Origin of the sequence: Williamsia sp. D3, from assembly GCF_000506245.1 — a bacterium.
GTDB lineage: Bacteria > Actinomycetota > Actinomycetes > Mycobacteriales > Mycobacteriaceae > Williamsia > Williamsia muralis.
Genome location: NZ_AYTE01000027.1, coordinates 86,795 through 103,575, shown reverse-complemented (window position 1 = coordinate 103,575; position 16,781 = coordinate 86,795). Strand labels below are relative to the sequence as shown.

Here is a 16,781-nt window from a genome sequence, read left to right as displayed (position 1 = left end):
TTGGGTGGTGCTCCCTGACAGCGACGCGCAAATGCTGGTGCTGCGGCCACTCGGCGGCGGCGAGGACGACATCGCCGGGGTGCTACCTGAGGTCGAACAGGTCCGCGCTGCCACATTCGCCCCACCGCATGCCGACGATCTCGGCAATGACCGAAGCGCACGACTGCTGCGAGACGCTCTGCGGATAGGATTTCGGTCCAGCGGGGGGCCCTTCCGGTCTCTCGCGGGACTGGCAGTCTCGCCGCGTCCTTACCAGCTGGTTCCTTTGCTACTGGCGCTACGCCAGGACACCGTGCGACTCCTAATCGCCGATGACGTCGGCATCGGCAAGACAGTTGAGGCCGGACTTGTGGCCGCAGAACTGCTGGCGCAGGGCAGCGCGCAGCGACTGGCAGTGCTGTGCCCGCCGAGCCTCGCTGAACAGTGGCGCCGCGAGCTGTCCGAGAAGTTCGGCATGGACCCACAGCTTGTTCTCCCCGGCACCGTGGCGCGGCTCGAACGTGGACTCGAGTACGGGCAGTCACTGTTCGAGCGATACCCGATCACGATCGTCTCCACCGACTTCATCAAGGCCGAGCGGCGACGCAACGACTTCCTGCGCGGCGCACCGGATCTGGTCATCATCGACGAGGCGCACGGGGTCGCCGCCGACGACACCGGACGCGGTGGCGCGGGCCGCACTCAGCGGTACCGGCTGGTGCGCGATCTCGCGGACACCCCCGACCGACACCTGATCCTGGTCACCGCCACCCCGCACAGCGGCAACGACGGCGCCTTCCGCAACCTGATCGGCCTGCTGGACCCCGCCCTGCACGTCGCCGACCTTTCGGCCGAGTCCGGCCGAAAGCTGCTCGCCGAGCACATGGTGCAGCGCCGCCGAGCCGACATTCGCGACTATCTGGGCGAGGAGACGCGGTTCCCGAGGGATCGTGAAACCCAGGAACTGGCTTATCAACTCAGCGCCTCGCACCGCGCCCTCTTCCACGACGTCCTCACTTACGTGCGCGGACGGGTCCAGGATCGCAGTGGAACCAAGCTCGAACAGCGCGTGCGCTGGTGGTCGGCGCTCTCGCTGTTGCGCTCGATGGCGTCCTCCCCCGCTGCCGCGGCCGCCACGCTCAGCACCCGCGCCGCCGCGGCCGAGGCCGACACTGAGTCCGTGGCCGACAGCCTCGGCGCCTTCGAGGTGCTCGACCAGGTTGAGGACGACGCCGCCGACGGCACCGACCTGGCGCCGGGCGCCCTACCCGCGGAGGATCAGGAACGCCCCACCGAGCGCGGCACTCTGCGCACGTTCCGGGACCGCGCCGCGGCATTGGAAGCCGACCCCGCCCAGGATACGAAGCTGGAGTTGCTCACCAAGCAGGTGCGCAATCTCCTCAAGGACAGGTTCGAGCCGATCGTGTTCTGCCGCTTCATTCCGACCGCACATTACGTGGCCGCCCACTTGCGGTCAGCGCTCAAAAAGGTCGAGGTGGAGATCGTCACCGGTGAGCTGCCGTCAGAGGAACGCGCGCAGCGGGTTGACGCACTGGCCGAGCGCGCCGCCGGCGGACGAAAAGTGCTCGTAGCCACCGACTGCCTGTCCGAGGGCGTGAACCTTCAGGATGACTTCCAGGCGGTGGTTCACTACGATCTCGCGTGGAATCCGACCCGCCACGAGCAACGCGAGGGTCGGGTGGACCGATTCGGTCAGCCCGCAGACGTGGTGCGGGCGCTACTGCTCTACGGCGAAGACAACGGAATCGACGGCATCGTCCTGGACGTGCTGCTGCGCAAGCATGAGGCGATCCGCCGCGATCTCGGCATTAGCGTCCCGGTCCCGCCGCAGAGCGACCAGGTGCTCGCCGCCCTGCTCGAAGGGGTACTGATGCGAGGCCAGCAAGGCGAGCAGCTCGAGCTCGGGTTCGGACTCGAAGGCAAGGCAGCCGAACTCGAAGAAGAATGGCGCAGCAGCGCGGCATCCGAAAGCCGCAGCCGAACCCGATTCGCGCAGAACACGATCCGTCCGGACGAGGTTCAGCAGGCGGTCGACGCTGCGCGACGCAGTCTCGGCTCCCCCGACGATGTGGACAGCTTCGTCCGGGCGGCACTCGCCGATACGGGCGCGGTGCTGACACCGGACGCCCGCGGATTCTCTGCCGACCTGACATTGACCCCTGTCGGGTTGCGTGACGCACTGCGCGGACCAAAGGACACACAGCTGTTCGTGCCCGACTATCCGGCACCGCCCGGCGCCGCGGTGCTGCAGCGCACAGACCGCTCGGTCGCCGCGCTCGCGGACTTCGTGCTGAACTCGGCGCTGGACCCGCAGCTCCCAGAGGCCTCCCGCCCGGCCCGGCGCTGCGGCATCATCGTCAGCAGCGACATCACGGTGCCGACCGTCACCCTGCTGGTTCGCTTCCGCACCCACGTGACCATGCCCGGTCGCACCGGCGAGAAGACGTCCGTCGCGGAGGAGGCCCGGGTGCTGGCCTTCACCGGAGCACCGGCAAACCCTGCGTGGCTCGCCCGCGACGAGGTAGACACACTGATGGGCGCCCGGCCGAGCGGCAACATCGACCTCGGAGTGGCAACCAACGTGGTCAGGGCCGTGCTCGCCGCGCTTCCCGGGCTGCAATCGGCTCTGGGGGAACAGGCGACCGCGCTCGCCGACGAACTGCGGGAGGCACACCTCGCCGTGCGGCGCAGCGCCCGCGGCGATCGGGCCGGCGCACTGGGGGTGCGTGGCCTCACGGTCACGCCGCAACTGCCCGTCGACATTCTCGGCGTGTACGTCTTCCGTCCGGCAGGAGCCTCGCTGTGAGCATCACCTTCCAGGGTGTCCGCATCGTCGGCGGCGTGGTGCCGCCCGCGCTGCTCGGACGCATCCAGTCCGGCGAGGTCTCGGACCAGCAGTCCCTGACCCCGTCCTCGTATCATCTTGTCGGCACCGAGACACCCCGCGACGCTGCCTCGCGAGCATGGACGTACCTGCGCGGCGCGTGGGCGGCGTGGCGGGCCGAGGACGAATCCCGCACACCGGGCACCGCGGGCACCGGGCCGGCGCGCGAACGCTGGCTATTGCCGTTGCTGCGGACGCTGGACTACGGCCAGGTCCCGCTGATGCCGGCCGACAACGACGTCGACGGCACCGACTACCCGATCTCACACCTCTGGGGTCACATCCCTGTGCATCTGCTCGGCCCCGGCGTGGACCTAGACCGCCGCAACCCCGGTGTGCGCGGCGCAGCCCGGGCACCGCAGTCGATGGTGCAGGAATTCCTCAACCGCCGAGACGAGTACCTGTGGGCGATCGTCAGCAACGGCCGTCAGCTCCGGGTGCTCCGCGATTCCACCGCGCTGGCCGGCTCTGCGTACCTGGCGTTCGACCTCGAGACCATCTTCGACGGCGAACTCTATGCGGAGTTCCTGTTGATGTGGCAGCTGATTCACGTCTCCCGGCTCGAGAAGCGTGGCGGGCCCGACGTCCCACCCACCGACTGCTGGATCGAGTCGTGGCGTGGCGAAGCCGTGGACGCGGGCACTCGCGCCCTGAACCTGCTGCGCGACGGTGTCGAAACCGCATTGGGGGCACTAGGTTCCGGCGTCCTGCGACACCGCGACAACCGCTGGCTGGTGGATGCGCTGCGGTCCGGCGAGATCACCGACCGGCAGTTCCACACGGCGCTGCTGCGGACCGTCTACCGGTTGCTGTTCTGTTTCGTCGCCGAGGACCGCGACAGCCTCCTCGATCCCACCGCCGGTCCGGCCGCGGAGGCCCGATACCGGCAGTACTTCTCCACCGCCCGGCTTCGCCGCCTGAGCCGCTCGCGGGCGGGCGGGCCTCACCCCGACCTGTGGCAGACCATGCGGCTGGTACTGCGCGGCCTCGGCGACGAGGGCGTCCACCAGATCGGCGTGCCGGCCCTGGGCGGGCTGTTCGACCCGTCCACCCGCGAACCCAAAATCCCGACTCAACCGTTCCGCGACCTGATCCTGGGTGTCGAGATCGCCAACACCGACTTCCTCGCCGCGATCCGCGCGCTCGGCTGGGTGTCGGTGAAGGGCCAGCGGATCCAGCCGGTGGACTACCGGCACCTCGGCGCCGAGGAGCTGGGCAGCGTGTACGAGTCGCTGCTGGAGTTGATTCCGCGGGTCGACCTGGCCGAGCACACGTTCGGCCTCGAGCAGGTCTCCGGCAACGAGCGCAAGACCACCGGCTCGTACTACACGCCGCCGGCCCTGGTGTCCGCGCTGCTCGACACCGCGCTGGACCCGCTGCTCGACGACGCGGTGGAGAACGCCGACAGCGCCGAGGACGCGCAGCGGCGACTGCTGAAGGTCACCGTCTGCGATCCGGCCAGCGGGTCGGGCGGCTTCCTGGTCGCCTCGGCTCGGCGTATCGCCCGGCGGCTCGCCGCGGTGCGCTCCGGTGAAGACGAGCCGACGCCGGCCGACATCCGGCATGCGCTGCGCGACGTGGTGGGCCAGTGCATCTACGGCGTCGACATCAACGAGATGGCCGCCGACCTCGCGAAGGTGTCGCTATGGCTCGAAGCTATGGAGCCCGGCAAGCCACTCGGGTTCTTGGACGCCCGGATCAAGGTCGGCAACGCGCTGCTCGGCACCACCCCGGCACTGCTCGCCGCCGGGGTGCCCGACGACGCGTTCAAGCCGCTCGAGGGTGACGACAAGAAGATCGCGACCGCGGTCAAGAAGCGCAACAAGTCCGAGAGCGGCGCGTTCGGCGGTCAGGGCGCGCTGTTCATTGGCACCGGCGAATCCGACGTCGAGAGGCTCGGCCGGGAACGCCGCGAACTGGTCGGCGCGCTCGACGACGTCGACGGCGAACGCGCCCGGACGGCCGCCCTGCGCGAACTGGAATCCTCCGATGCCTTCGTCTCGCAGAAACGCCGGGCCGATGCCTGGGCCGCGGCATTCGTGTGGCCGCTGACCGAAGATGCACCCGAGCCGCCGACCAACCTGGTGCTGCGCATGATGGAGGACGGTCAGGCCCCGGCCGCCACCCGGGCCGAGGTGGACCGGCTCGCGGGCGAATACCAGTTCTTCCACTGGGACCTGGAGTTTCCGGAGATCCTTCATGACGACGCACAGGCGGAGGTCGGCGTGGAGGGCTGGACGGGCGGGTTCTCGTGCATGCTGGGCAACCCGCCGTGGGAGCACATCGAACTCAAGGAGCAGGAGTACTTCGCAGGACGCGACCCCGAGATCGCCAACGCGTCCGGCGCGAAGCGAAAGTCGCTGATCACCAAACTGGCAGTGGTCGATCCGGTGCTGCACGAGCAGTACGAATCCGACAAACGACACGTCGACTGCATTCGCCACTTCGCGTCAGCGTCCGCCCGCTACCCGTTCACGGGCCGCGGCCGCGTCAAGACGGACCCGGTATTCGCGGAACTCTTCCGAAGTCTCACCGCCCCACACGGCCGGACCGGCATCATCGTGCCGACCGGGATCGCGACCGACTCGACAACCCAATACTTCTTCAAGGACCTCATCACGACTCGTTCACTGGCCGCCCTGTACGACTTCGAAAACCAGTCATCCGCTGGCGGAAAGATCTTTGAAGGTGTCGACTCGCGACAAAAGTTCTGCCTACTCACGCTCGCAGGACGTGCCGAGCATGAGGATTCCGCGTCCTTCGCGTTCTTCCTGCACGATCCGCAAGCCATCAACACATCCGAGTTTCCGCTCACCCCAGAAGAGATCACACTGCTCAACCCGAACACTGGGACGGTTCCGATCTTCCGCACCCGGCGTGACGCCGATATCACTCTCGGCATCTACCGCAGGGTTCCTGTGCTGATCAACGAGAACGACCCAGTGAACGGCAACCCGTGGGGTGTCTCATTCATGCAGGGCCTCTTCAACATGACGAGCGACTCGCATCTGTTCCACACTCGCGCAGAGCTTGAAGCCGACGGCTGGGAGCTGGACGGCAATGTCTTCATACGCGAGACCCCCCCGAAATCTCAGGGAGGTAATGGTTCCGGTGTATGAGGCCAAGATGCTGCACCACTACGACCACCGTTGGGCGACGTACGAGGGTGGCTCGATTCGTGATGTCACCGACGCGGAGAAGAACGACCCGAGCTTCGCTGTTCTCCCGCGGTACTGGGTCGAGGGATCCGAGATGACCGGGCGACTACCCGGCTCCCACCGTAATTGGCTCCTCGCCTTCCGCGATATCGCCAGGTCGACCGACGAGCGAACCCTGACCTGCAGCCCGATTCCCTTAACGGCTGTTGGTCACACCGCGCCACTGGCATTCGCGACACACCCGGAGCTTCTCAGCGCGATGTGGAGCTCGCTTGCCTATGACTATGTGACGCGCCAGAAGGTCGGAGGCACCCACATCACCTACTCGTACCTCAAGCAGTTGCCCACACTGGGCCGGCCACTGTTTGAGTCCGAATCACGGTGGGATGCTTACGCGTCGATCGCAACGTGGCTCAGTGCCCGCTCGGCCGAGCTTGGATATACAGCACGAGACATAGAGGCGTTGGGCTGCGGCCAAGAACTGTTCGAATGGAACACAGACCGCCGCACCCGCCTCCGTTCCGAACTCGATTCAGCATTCTTCCACCTCTACGGCATCACCCGCGACGACGTCAGCTACATCCTCGACACCTTCCCGATTCTGCGAGGTAAGGACGAGGCGCGCTTCGGCGAATACCGCACCAAGCGCGTCGTCCTCGAGGTCTTCGACGCCTTGCAGCACGCCATCGACACCGGCGAGCCCTACCGGACCGTCCTCGATCCAGCTCCGGGTCGCGGCCCGCGTCACGAAATACAGGAGGTTGCAGTATGACCGAGGCACCCGAACGGATGTTGCCGCTGTACGAGGCTAAAATGATCCACCAGTTCGACCATCGGTGGGCAACGTATGAGGGTGGCCGTGCCCGTGACATGACCGGGACCGAGAAGTCCGACCCCGATCACTTCGGACTACCGCGCTACTGGGTCGGCGAGGACCAGGTCGAGAGCGTTCTCGCTGAACGCTGGGACCGTGACTGGATTCTCGGCTGGCGCGACATCGCCAGAGCGACCGACGTCCGGACGACCATTGCCGCCATCACGGGCTCCGGAGATTCTCCGGAGGGCGGTACCTTGCTCATGCTTCCCGAATCCGGGTCAGCCTCAGCTCCTTGTCTGGTTGCAGCACTGAACAGCCTGGCGTTCGACTTTTGCGCTCGGCAGAAGGTTGGAGGAACACACCTCAAGTTCTTCACGATGAGGCAACTTCCCGTGCCTACGCCAGAAGCGATGAGCATACCCACGTCCTGGGATCCCGAGTCATCCCACGACGAATGGATCACTCTCCGAGTCCTCGAACTCACCTACACGGACTGGGACATGCAGCCATTCGCAGAGGACCTCGACGACACCGGCGCACCGTTCGTGTGGGATCCGGAGCGCCGCTTCTTGCTCCGCGCCGAGCTCGATGCCGCCTTTTTTCGCCTCTACGGCGTGGTTCGCGCCGATGTCGACTACATCCTCGACACCTTCCCGATCGTCCGCCGCAAGGACGAGGAAGCTCACGGCGAATACCGCACCAAGCGTGTGATCCTCGAGGTCTTCGATGCCATGCAACGTGCCACCGACACCGGCGTCGCTTATCAGTCCGTCCTCGACCCTGCGCCGAGCCTCGGCCGTCGCCATCCCCTGAGGAATCGCTGAACGTGCCACGCCCAATCCCGACCTCCGTCGGCCATTTCACCCACATCGATCACCTGCCGACGATCGCCACGAACGGTCTGCTGTGCGATACCCACGCACAGAAAACCGGACTCCTCACGACGGAAGCGGGGAACCCGGGTATCAAGGCTCGCCGGCGTGAGCGGATGGTCACTACACCTGGAGGTGGCTCCGTCTCGGACTACGTGCCGTTCTACTTCAAGTCACGCAGCCCGATGATGTTCGCCATTCACTGCGGAAACGTAGCAACCTTCACCGGTGACGAGTACGACCTGGTTTATCTTCTGACAACGGTCGAAATTCTCATCGAGCACGGACTCTCCCCTGTGTTCACCGATCGGAACGCTGCCCTCGCCGTTACCAAATACTCGGAGGACATTGCCGAACTCGACAACCTAGTCGACTGGGAGGTCATGAAGCTTCGAATCTGGAGGAACACCGACGAGGACCCCGATCGCGTAGAGCGGCGTATGGCCGAGTGCCTCGTACTCGAACAGGTGCCGTGGGAGGCATTCACCGGGATCGTTGTCCACGATTCAACCCGCGAGGCACGGGTCCAGACCGATCTCGATACGCTGGGCATAGCCATTCCACCTATTCATGTCAGTCCCGACTCGTACTTTTGAGAGATGGAGCCCACCGCCATGATCACCAACGCCACCGGCAATCTGCTGCAAGCAGATGCCGATGCCCTGGTGAACACCGTGAACACGGTCGGCGTGATGGGCAAGGGCATCGCCCTGCAGTTCCGCAAGGCGTACCCGGAGATGTTCGCCGCTTACGCGAAGGCATGCAAGGCCGGCGAGGTGCGGCTCGGGCAAATGCATGTCTGGGAGACCGGGGCGCTCAACGGCCCCCGGTTCATCATCAACTTCCCCACCAAGGGGCACTGGCGTTCAGGCTCCAAGATCAGTGACATCGACGCGGGCCTCAGCGACCTGACGAAGGTGATCACCGACCGAGGCATCACCTCGATCGCTCTGCCTCCTCTCGGTTGCGGTAACGGCGGCCTCGACTGGAGCGAAGTCGAGCCGAGGATTTTGGCCGCACTCACTGTCGTACCCGGCTTAGACGTGCGGATTTATGCACCCGGTTCTACGCCTGGTGCTGCGTCGATGACCAACACCACTAAGGCACCCAACATGACGGTTGGCAGAGCCGCTTTGGTGACGGTCCTCGGCCGGTACTCGCAGGTCGCCCTCGGGGCCACCCCGCTCGAGGTGCAGAAGCTCATGTACTTCCTGCAAGTAATCGGCGAACCCCTGCAATTAAAATACGCGAAGAACCGGTACGGACCGTACGCCGACAATCTTCGGCACGTTCTCAACACGGTCGAAGGCCACTACCTCACCGGATTCGGCGACGGCAGCTCGCGCGTGCTCGAGGCCGAGCCCATTCGTACGCTGCCCGGCGCCGCCGAGGCAGCCAACCGGGTCCTGGTCGATCATCCGGATACCGCGGCACGGGTCGAAGAGGTCCAACAGATCGTCGACGGATTCGAGTCCATGTACGGCATGGAACTCCTCGCCACCGTGCACTGGGTCACCACCGAGAACCGCGACGCTGCCAAGGATTGGCACAGTGCTGTCAAGCACGTCCACCGGTGGACTCCCAGGAAGAAGCGTATGTTCACCGAAGATCACATACGTGTGGCATTCTTCGCACTAGACCGTCACGGTCTCCTCCCCGCGGACTGATTTTGTCAACCTTCGCACCACGCGTCCTCAAGGATTCCCGTCGCCACCGCTAGTGCATCGGTATGCCTCCACCGCTCAACGTCCTCGCCCGACTACGGTCAAGTGAAAGACTGCTGCCAGTACCACGAGAGCGAGCACGATGACCGAGGCACTGATGCGGGGGACCGGTGGACATCCCGAAATCGAAACCGCCGCATGGGAGATTCTCGGAGCAGGTCTGCGCGGGGATCCTTCGCCCCTCGACAGTGCCACCCGCACCTGGACCGCCAATGCCGCAGCAGAGATACTCCGGAGGGTCCAGGACAACCCGGACGTCAGCGACAACACCTTCCTCGCCAAGCTCGAACGTCAACTCGATGGAGCACCGCGGGGCACGGTGCTGTTGGCAGCCGAGTTGCTCTACCTTCAGTGCGGTCCACTGTGGAACCTAAAGGCGGACACCAAGCGGAACCTTGTCAACACAGTGCTGTCTTGGGCCGACCCGCCAGCCACTCTCCCCGATAAACTCAACATCGCGCTCGATCACGGCTACGTCTTCAATGGAGCGCAGGGCTTCACCTCAGGACGTAGGCACCAGTTCAACTGGCTTTGTCGCCTGGTTGAAACTTGGACCGCCCTGCCCGAAGCCACACGGACCGCAGCTCTCCTCGATCCATGGGAGTTCGGACGCACTCTGCGACTTACTCCCAAAGACAGCGCCGGAATCCGATGCTCCTTGCAATACCTCGCCTGGCCTGGCTACTACGAGCACATTGTGGCCAAAGCCCACAAACGAGCAATCCGAGACTCCTACGTCCACGCCATCGACGGCGCGTCCGGAAACGACGAAGAATCGATCGACAAAGACCTACACGCGATCCGCGGCGCCCTCGACACCGACCCCACCAATCAGATCGACTGGTATGCGAGCCCCTACCTCGAACAGTGGCAACCCACTTCTGACGACGCGCAACGCGCCTGGCTAGTCCGACCCGGAACCGAGGGCGGTGCACCCCTCGTCAAGCGCTGGGAAGACGAGGGTTTCGTGTCCCTTGCCGCTACCTATCTCAGAGCGATCCCTGCAGAATCGACGCACGCACAGGTTCGCGCTGCCGTCGATGCCGGATACCAGAATGCCGACTACCAGCGGCGCGGTGAATTGACTACCGATTACCACGCATTCCTCACCCGTATGAAGCCCGGAGATCTTGTGGTAACTCGGATCGAAGACACCCTGCACTTGGGTACGATCCTCGGTGAACCCGAGACTGTCGGCGAACCCGGCGCCCGCCTACGCCGCGCCGCGCAGTGGTCCGCTGTTCCTATCCCTGCCACCGACCTCATCCCTCCCCTGCCGACCTTGCTTGAACAGCAGGGTAGCGTCGTCGACCTCACCGACGCGGTAGAACTACTCACCGGATACCTCGGCGACGCGACCAGCATCGAAGACGACGAACCAACCCCGCCGCAACCCGCTCTGATTGCGCCGGCGCCGATCCGGTTCCCGCCAGCAGGAGGCGATCTCGTCCGCCGCACCCACATGGATCGTGGCCACCTGCAAGAGTTCTTGGACCTCCTCGAATCCCGCCGTCAGATTGTTTTGTATGGCCCGCCCGGAACCGGCAAAACTTTCCTGGCCCGCGCACTTGCTGACCACATCGTCGGCACCGCTGGCGGCAGCCGCCGCCAACTGGTGCAGTTCCACCCCTCGTACGCGTACGAGGACTTTTTCGAAGGTTTCCGTCCCGACCCTGACACGGCCGGGTTCGCGCTGCAGGCCGGACCTTTGCGACGAATCGCAAGTCAAGCCACCACCCCTGAGAACTACGGCGCCGCATTCGTGCTCGTCATCGACGAAATGAACCGGGCAAACTTGGCCAAGGTTTTCGGTGAGCTGTATTTTCTGCTTGAATACCGCGGCGAGTCCGTCCGGCCGCAATACTCCCCAGATTCGCCGTTTCGACTACCGCCTAACCTGTTCATCATCGGAACGATGAACACCTCAGACCGCTCAATCGCTCTAGTGGACGCAGCGATTCGCCGCCGGTTCGCATTCGTCGAACTGCACCCAGACGAACCCCCGGTACGGGGTGTTCTCGAAAACTATCTCGCAGCGAATGGTAAAGGCCACCACCTCGCGCGACTACTCGCAGAACTAAACTCCCGAATCGATGACACCGACCGCGACCTTCGGATCGGTCCGTCGTATTTGATGAAGCCAGACGCCGATACAGACGTCGGACTCGAGCGCATTTGGCGGTACGACCTGCTACCGCTACTCGAGGAGCATCACTACGGCCGTATGAGCCGCATCGCGATCCGGGAGCGATTCGGGTTGGATGCGGTGAGTTCCGCGCTCATACCCGAGCCGGCTCCTGCGACAGAGCCGGACGAGTCGGAGGTGTGAGCGGCCATATCGTGCTCGACGAGCTCGATAGCACAGGCCGCACCGTCGCCCTCGATACGTCGGCGGCAGCTGCCCTGGCCAGCACCGGACTGGTCGAGGTTCGGCCCGCGGGTAACGGACTCTGGATACTGTTGCCCCGCAAGCGAGTCGGCGCAGTGCGAGTCGACGATCTACAGGTACAGGTGAATCCGAAGGACAAAGTGGGGCTTACCCGACTTCTGTTCCTGCTCGGCTACGCCGCGGATCCCGGCTTCTTAGACCCTACGTACCAGGACGTCCAAGCTGAGGAACATCCTGACCTGTGGACAGCACTGGCCGAGTCCATCATTCGACTCACCGAGCGAGCACTGCTACACGGCGTCCTGCAGGGATACCGAACCGTGGACGAAGCCGCGCGGACCGTGCGTGGCCGCATCCGAATTGGCGACCAACTTGCTCGCCGCCCCGGACTCATGCTGCCTCTCGAAGTCACATATGACGAATACACCATCGATACTGCCGAGAACCGGATCCTGCGAACAGCACTGCGTCGAATGCTGGCGGTACCCGGACTATCTGGTCCACTGCGAGCTCGTCTTGCACACCTCGATAGCCGATTCGACGGCGTGGAGATGATCCCCCGTGGCCTCCCACTGCCCCATTGGCTGCCATCCCGCCTGAACATCCGCTATCAGCCCGCGCTCCGGCTTGCCGAGGTGGTCCTACGCAACTGCTCGGCCGAAGCCGGCCCGGGTGACACTAACGTCGCCGCATTCGTCGTCGAGATGTGGAAGGTCTTCGAGGACTTTGTAACTGTAGCTCTGCGGGAATCACTCGCGGGGCGGTATCCTGGCCGCACCGAATCCCAATACGGTAGCTATTTGGATGAACCGATCCTCGGTAAATCGGTGGTGCGCTTAGAGACCGACGTAGTACACATCGTCGATCGCACACCCCGCCTGATATTCGACGCCAAATACAAAGTGGCATCCTCGAGTGGCCGATACCCCAATGCCGACCACTATCAAATGCTTGCATATTGCACAGCACTACGGTTGCGCACAGCATGGCTAGTCTATGCAGGAGGAATCGGTCAATCAATTTCGCGCCGAATCGTCAACACCGATTTCACAATTGTCGAGTACCCTCTCAATCTCAAAAAACATCCCCTCGAGCTACTCGCCCAAGTCGACCAACTCGTTGAGGCGGCATGGCTTTCGGGTGTCGACGAGTGACAGACCATCCCTATTCATCCGACCATTTCCGACTGACGGGGTACCGCTGCTACGTTTGCCTCTATGGCCGTAGTTCGATTCGCCATGAATCCGCCTCGACATCACTGACACCAGCTGACTGCAGCAGCTCAAGCAAGTCCTCTTGGCGCGGTTGGCCGAAGGCTATGCGATACAGCGCAACTCGCTCGTGGGTGCGCTTCAGTCTCGCCGTGTCCACGCTGAGCTGGTAAGGCATCACATCACGGATGACCCTGTGCGGTCCGGGGTAGATCCAATCGGGCGCGAGTCCGGGGATGTCGGTGTGGGGCGCGTCCTGCTCGGCAAGACGGTAGGCCTCCAGCCAAGGGTTCTCCGCGGCGAGTATCTGCGGGGCATGCTTGTCGGCGATGTTGCGCCGAACTGCATGTCCGCGGTAGCGATTGACTCGCCCATCGCGCTGCTCGAAATCGACCGGGTTACCCGGGACGTTCCAATGAACGAGATTGGAACACCACGGGTGAAAATCGATTCCTTCCTGCCCCACGCTCGTCGACACGAGAACGAACGGCCAGAACGGGGAGTTGAAGGCCTCCCGGATCTCTCCTGGCCTCGCCGAGTCGTCGTTCTGCGTACCGACTCCATACCGCAGAGCAAATCGGCTGGAGAAATCGATGTCGTTGCCCTCCTGCAGTGGATCCTTCGCACGATAGACAGCGGGCTTTAGCTTGAGGGCACCCGCCGCGTGCCAGGCAAACTTGATCAGCGCCTCGTCATCGAACTCGCTGTTGCCTTCCACCTGAACCAGGTGGAAAAGGTACTCGTCGAGCACCGCCTGCAGGTTTCCGTCGGCACAGTAGCTGAGCACCTTCTGCCAATACGGTGGATCCACTCCGTACAGGTTGTCCAGGATCAGTGCAGATTCCCAGCGGTTGAACAGAGACCGCAGGCCAGATGCGACGATCGCCGCCGCGCGCCATCGACCACCAGTCGTCACTGCCGACGTGTCCACCGACAGGCGTCCAAGCGCGCGCCACGCACAGTTCGCCGGCGAATGCATGGCAAGTCGCGCAGTTTGTTCCGTCAACCCCGCGGGGATGCGCGACAGATCCAACGAGTCCCGGTGACGGTGTGCATCAATTGCGGCAAAAATGTACTGATCGATCGCAACGACTGGTCGGCGCGATCGTCGTTGCTCTCGGTGCCGTCGGTCGCACCGCGCCCAGCGATATGTAGATGATGTCGATGGGGTACCTCGGGGTCGTCATCACGTACGTCAACATGGACAACACCCTCGTCGACTTAAGCACGCGATATCCCTCCTCAGCGAGGAGGATGCCGACACGTACAGAGATGCGTACGACGATGCACCTGGGATCTTCGGGACCGTGATCCCGCTCGACGGCGCCATCGATGCGTCCACGACGCTGTCGACGGTCGATGACACTTACATCCCGTCGACAGCACCCTGGAACAACCCCAGTGCCTGATCAGACAAGCTTGAGTGGGTTCAGAAGTACTTCGGCAAGGACGAGGGACCCCGGCCTGGAAGCGGTTGCTCTTGTCCCACCATAAAAGCCTCAACCACGGTGATTACACCGTCGATGACCGAGACAATGACGGTGTCAAGAACTTCAACGAGGTGCACGTCCACATCGGCTTTGTCAAGTTCCCTGACTGGCCGGCCGTGACCAGTTACCTCCTCGACAAAGCAGGATTGTCCGGGTGAGCGATCGGCGAACGGCTTTCGACCCTGGAACAACCGCTGGTGTCGACATCGACTTCCCCTGGCAGCATCTCGCGAAGTTCGAAGACGAGATTCGGAAGACCTCAGGCAAGCGGCCACTCACGTTCTACCCGTCCCGACTCAATAGAATCCGAGTGACCTTTCCATGCCTGGTTGGGAATGGATGCAGCCGGGAACGGAAGCCGAGGGCCGAGCGACTCGCAGAGGGCGGCTTTCCGGTCGTCGGCGGATTCATCTCGCGTACCGACTTTTGGCACGCACAAGCAGCGCTCGACCAGCACGATCGGACCGCGGAGCGCGAAGGACTAAGGACTACTACCCGGCAGAGGCCGCCAACTCCGAGATGCTCATAAGACTTATCGGTCCGCTGGATACAGTCACAGTGATCGAACTTCTCGACTCGCCTGGCAGCTTTTCAGAAGCGGAACGTGAAGTGATGCAGCGGGGACTATTTCATCACCACCCCAATGCGCTGTGACGCAGCCCACTCGGACGCGGCCAGGTCGTCCTCAATTACCAGGGTTACTACCCCGAAGGGTCTTTGGTGTCGGCCGGCGAGTCCGCAAAAGCGGTCCACTTCGTGGCCAACGCATGGCCAATTGTCAGCGTTCGTGTGTGCCACTCCAGGGACTGGTTCAACGAACTTGCGTTAGAAGTGGGCGGTCCGCCGAACACAGACATTGCAGGAACCCTTGGGGTCATCTCCGGCCGTGCCACCCTGTAGATCTGCAACGAAAAGGAGACCGCAATGGCGAACGCTGGCTGGGAGTTCTGGAAACTCACGCGCGTGGATGACGAACGTGTCGAGTGGCTCGCCGTCACCAGGCCCGGTGCACGTGCGGTCATCGACCAGCACAAGGTCTGGACGCTGGTTCCCGGTCGAGGTGTTTTCATTGCCAACTGGTTCGTCACGCAGGATCACCATCGTGAGGACGGGAACACCTGGATCCACGAGAACATCGACGTTCGGGAAGATCTCGGCGCAGTATGTGAATCGATCCCAACAAGGGAGGCTCCATGGACAACGGCAGCGACGCAGGGTTTCTCGTCCGCCAGTACGGCTCGTACGGCAGGTGGGAGGCCCCAGAACTGACGGCGTACACCGACGAAAGTCACCTGCAACAGGTCATCGCGGAATGACCCGGGCACGTAGCCGGCGTGTCAGACGATGCCCTCACTGCTCGCGAGTTGTATACGTCGGCCGGTCCGGCAGACGTCTGCATCGTCGACACCGATGGCACCATCACAGTTGTCGAATGCAAGTTGGCGTCCAGTTCTGAAAAGCGTCGGATGGTGATCGGCCAGGTCCTGGACTACGCATCCGCCATCAGCCTCGGCGGCGAAGGCAACTTTCACGGACAGTGGCTTCGCGCAGGTGGACCCGATCTGGCTTCGCTAGGCGATGGCGGGCGAGAGCGTCTAGAGAACAACATTGCGGGCGGGCGAGTCCACATGTGCTTGGCTGTCGACCAGATCGACTCCGACCTACGGCGCCTCGTCGAACACCTCAATCGAATCACTCGCGGTAACATCCGGGTGACCGCAGTCCAACTTACGTATGCGCGCCACGGGGATCTAGAGATCCTCGTACCGTCTACCTACGGTGGTGAGCTAGCAACCGCCAAGGGCCGTGCCACGGGTACCGGCAGTCGATGGACGAAGGCGGCATTCTTGGACGCCATTGGCACTCCGGATGCCCGCGCACGTGCGACAACCCTCTTTGATCTGCAAGAGGCAGTCGACGACCGGCGTGGGACGAAGGATGACTACTATTTTGGCCTGCGCCCCAGCGGCGGTGTCTTCTTCCATCCGTACGGACATCGCTACGCACCGTTTTACCTGTGGATCAATATCACTGGCACCGTCATGTGCTCCGGATTATGGACCAACTACAACGCGATCCTCCACGACTCCGGGTTTTCCGAACTGGCTCAGTTCTCGGCCAGGACCACTCTTCGCGTGCACAGGGGCGTCCGCTGTCCGAGATCGACATCAGCGAGTTCTGGCCGATCGCGCTCCGGTGCGCGGATCTGATCAATGCCGGCCACGGCATGGCGACT

12 protein-coding genes are annotated in these 16,781 nt (G+C 63.5%); 11 read left to right on the top strand and 1 reads right to left on the bottom strand.

Annotated features, from left to right (window positions below; translation table 11 throughout):
• The first annotated feature begins 4 nt into the window (after positions 1–4).
• The 8 genes from W823_RS47310 to W823_RS47280 all read left to right on the top strand — a co-directional run bounded on the left by W823_RS47310 (position 5) and on the right by W823_RS47280 (position 12,998).
• The gene (locus tag W823_RS47310; RefSeq protein WP_023959943.1) at positions 5–2,806 is read left to right on the top strand and encodes a helicase-related protein; all 2,802 of its coding nucleotides are present in this window, start codon (positions 5–7) and stop codon (positions 2,804–2,806) included.
• Positions 2,803–6,003 (top strand): DNA methyltransferase, encoded by a 3,201-nt coding sequence (locus W823_RS47305; protein ID WP_235189591.1) that lies wholly within the window; start codon positions 2,803–2,805, stop codon positions 6,001–6,003. Before W823_RS47310 ends, W823_RS47305 begins: the two co-directional genes overlap by 4 nt.
• The gene (locus W823_RS58945; RefSeq protein WP_235189590.1) at positions 5,987–6,814 is read left to right on the top strand and encodes a hypothetical protein; all 828 of its coding nucleotides are present in this window, start codon (positions 5,987–5,989) and stop codon (positions 6,812–6,814) included. The genes W823_RS47305 and W823_RS58945 overlap by 17 nt, the downstream gene beginning before the upstream one ends.
• The gene (locus W823_RS58170; protein ID WP_023959941.1) at positions 6,811–7,683 is read left to right on the top strand and encodes a hypothetical protein; all 873 of its coding nucleotides are present in this window, start codon (positions 6,811–6,813) and stop codon (positions 7,681–7,683) included. The genes W823_RS58945 and W823_RS58170 overlap by 4 nt, the downstream gene beginning before the upstream one ends.
• A 2-nt stretch (positions 7,684–7,685) precedes the next feature.
• On the top strand, positions 7,686–8,327 hold the full coding sequence (locus tag W823_RS58165; protein ID WP_023959939.1) for a DUF4433 domain-containing protein: 642 nt from the start codon (positions 7,686–7,688) through the stop codon (positions 8,325–8,327).
• A 3-nt stretch (positions 8,328–8,330) separates the two neighbouring features.
• Entirely contained in the window at positions 8,331–9,398 is a 1,068-nt protein-coding gene (locus tag W823_RS47290; protein WP_023959937.1) for a macro domain-containing protein, read from the top strand.
• Between the two features lie 139 nt (positions 9,399–9,537).
• Positions 9,538–11,784: an McrB family protein gene (locus tag W823_RS47285; RefSeq protein ID WP_023959935.1), complete on the top strand. Its 2,247-nt coding sequence runs from the start codon at positions 9,538–9,540 to the stop codon at positions 11,782–11,784.
• Positions 11,781–12,998, top strand: a complete 1,218-nt coding sequence (locus tag W823_RS47280) for an McrC family protein (protein WP_023959933.1) — start codon at positions 11,781–11,783, stop codon at positions 12,996–12,998. Before W823_RS47285 ends, W823_RS47280 begins: the two co-directional genes overlap by 4 nt.
• Before the next feature lie 61 nt (positions 12,999–13,059).
• Here the strand turns inward: W823_RS47280 and W823_RS47275 are convergent, their stop codons facing one another.
• The gene (locus W823_RS47275; protein WP_235189589.1) at positions 13,060–13,971 is read right to left on the bottom strand and encodes a helicase-related protein; all 912 of its coding nucleotides are present in this window, start codon (positions 13,969–13,971) and stop codon (positions 13,060–13,062) included.
• 564 nt (positions 13,972–14,535) lie between these two features.
• On the opposite strand from W823_RS47275, the gene W823_RS58940 reads away from it, so the two are divergent.
• From W823_RS58940 to W823_RS56705, 3 genes are all read left to right on the top strand, one after another.
• Positions 14,536–14,703: a hypothetical protein gene (locus W823_RS58940; protein WP_235189588.1), complete on the top strand. Its 168-nt coding sequence runs from the start codon at positions 14,536–14,538 to the stop codon at positions 14,701–14,703.
• A gap of 766 nt (positions 14,704–15,469) precedes the next feature.
• Entirely contained in the window at positions 15,470–15,814 is a 345-nt protein-coding gene (locus tag W823_RS57820) for a hypothetical protein (protein WP_152538101.1), read from the top strand.
• Positions 15,815–15,879: 65 nt separating this feature from the next.
• A complete protein-coding gene (locus W823_RS56705) occupies positions 15,880–16,755 on the top strand; it encodes a hypothetical protein (RefSeq protein ID WP_031332673.1) in 876 nt (291 codons plus the stop codon).
• Positions 16,756–16,781: the final 26 nt, after the last annotated feature.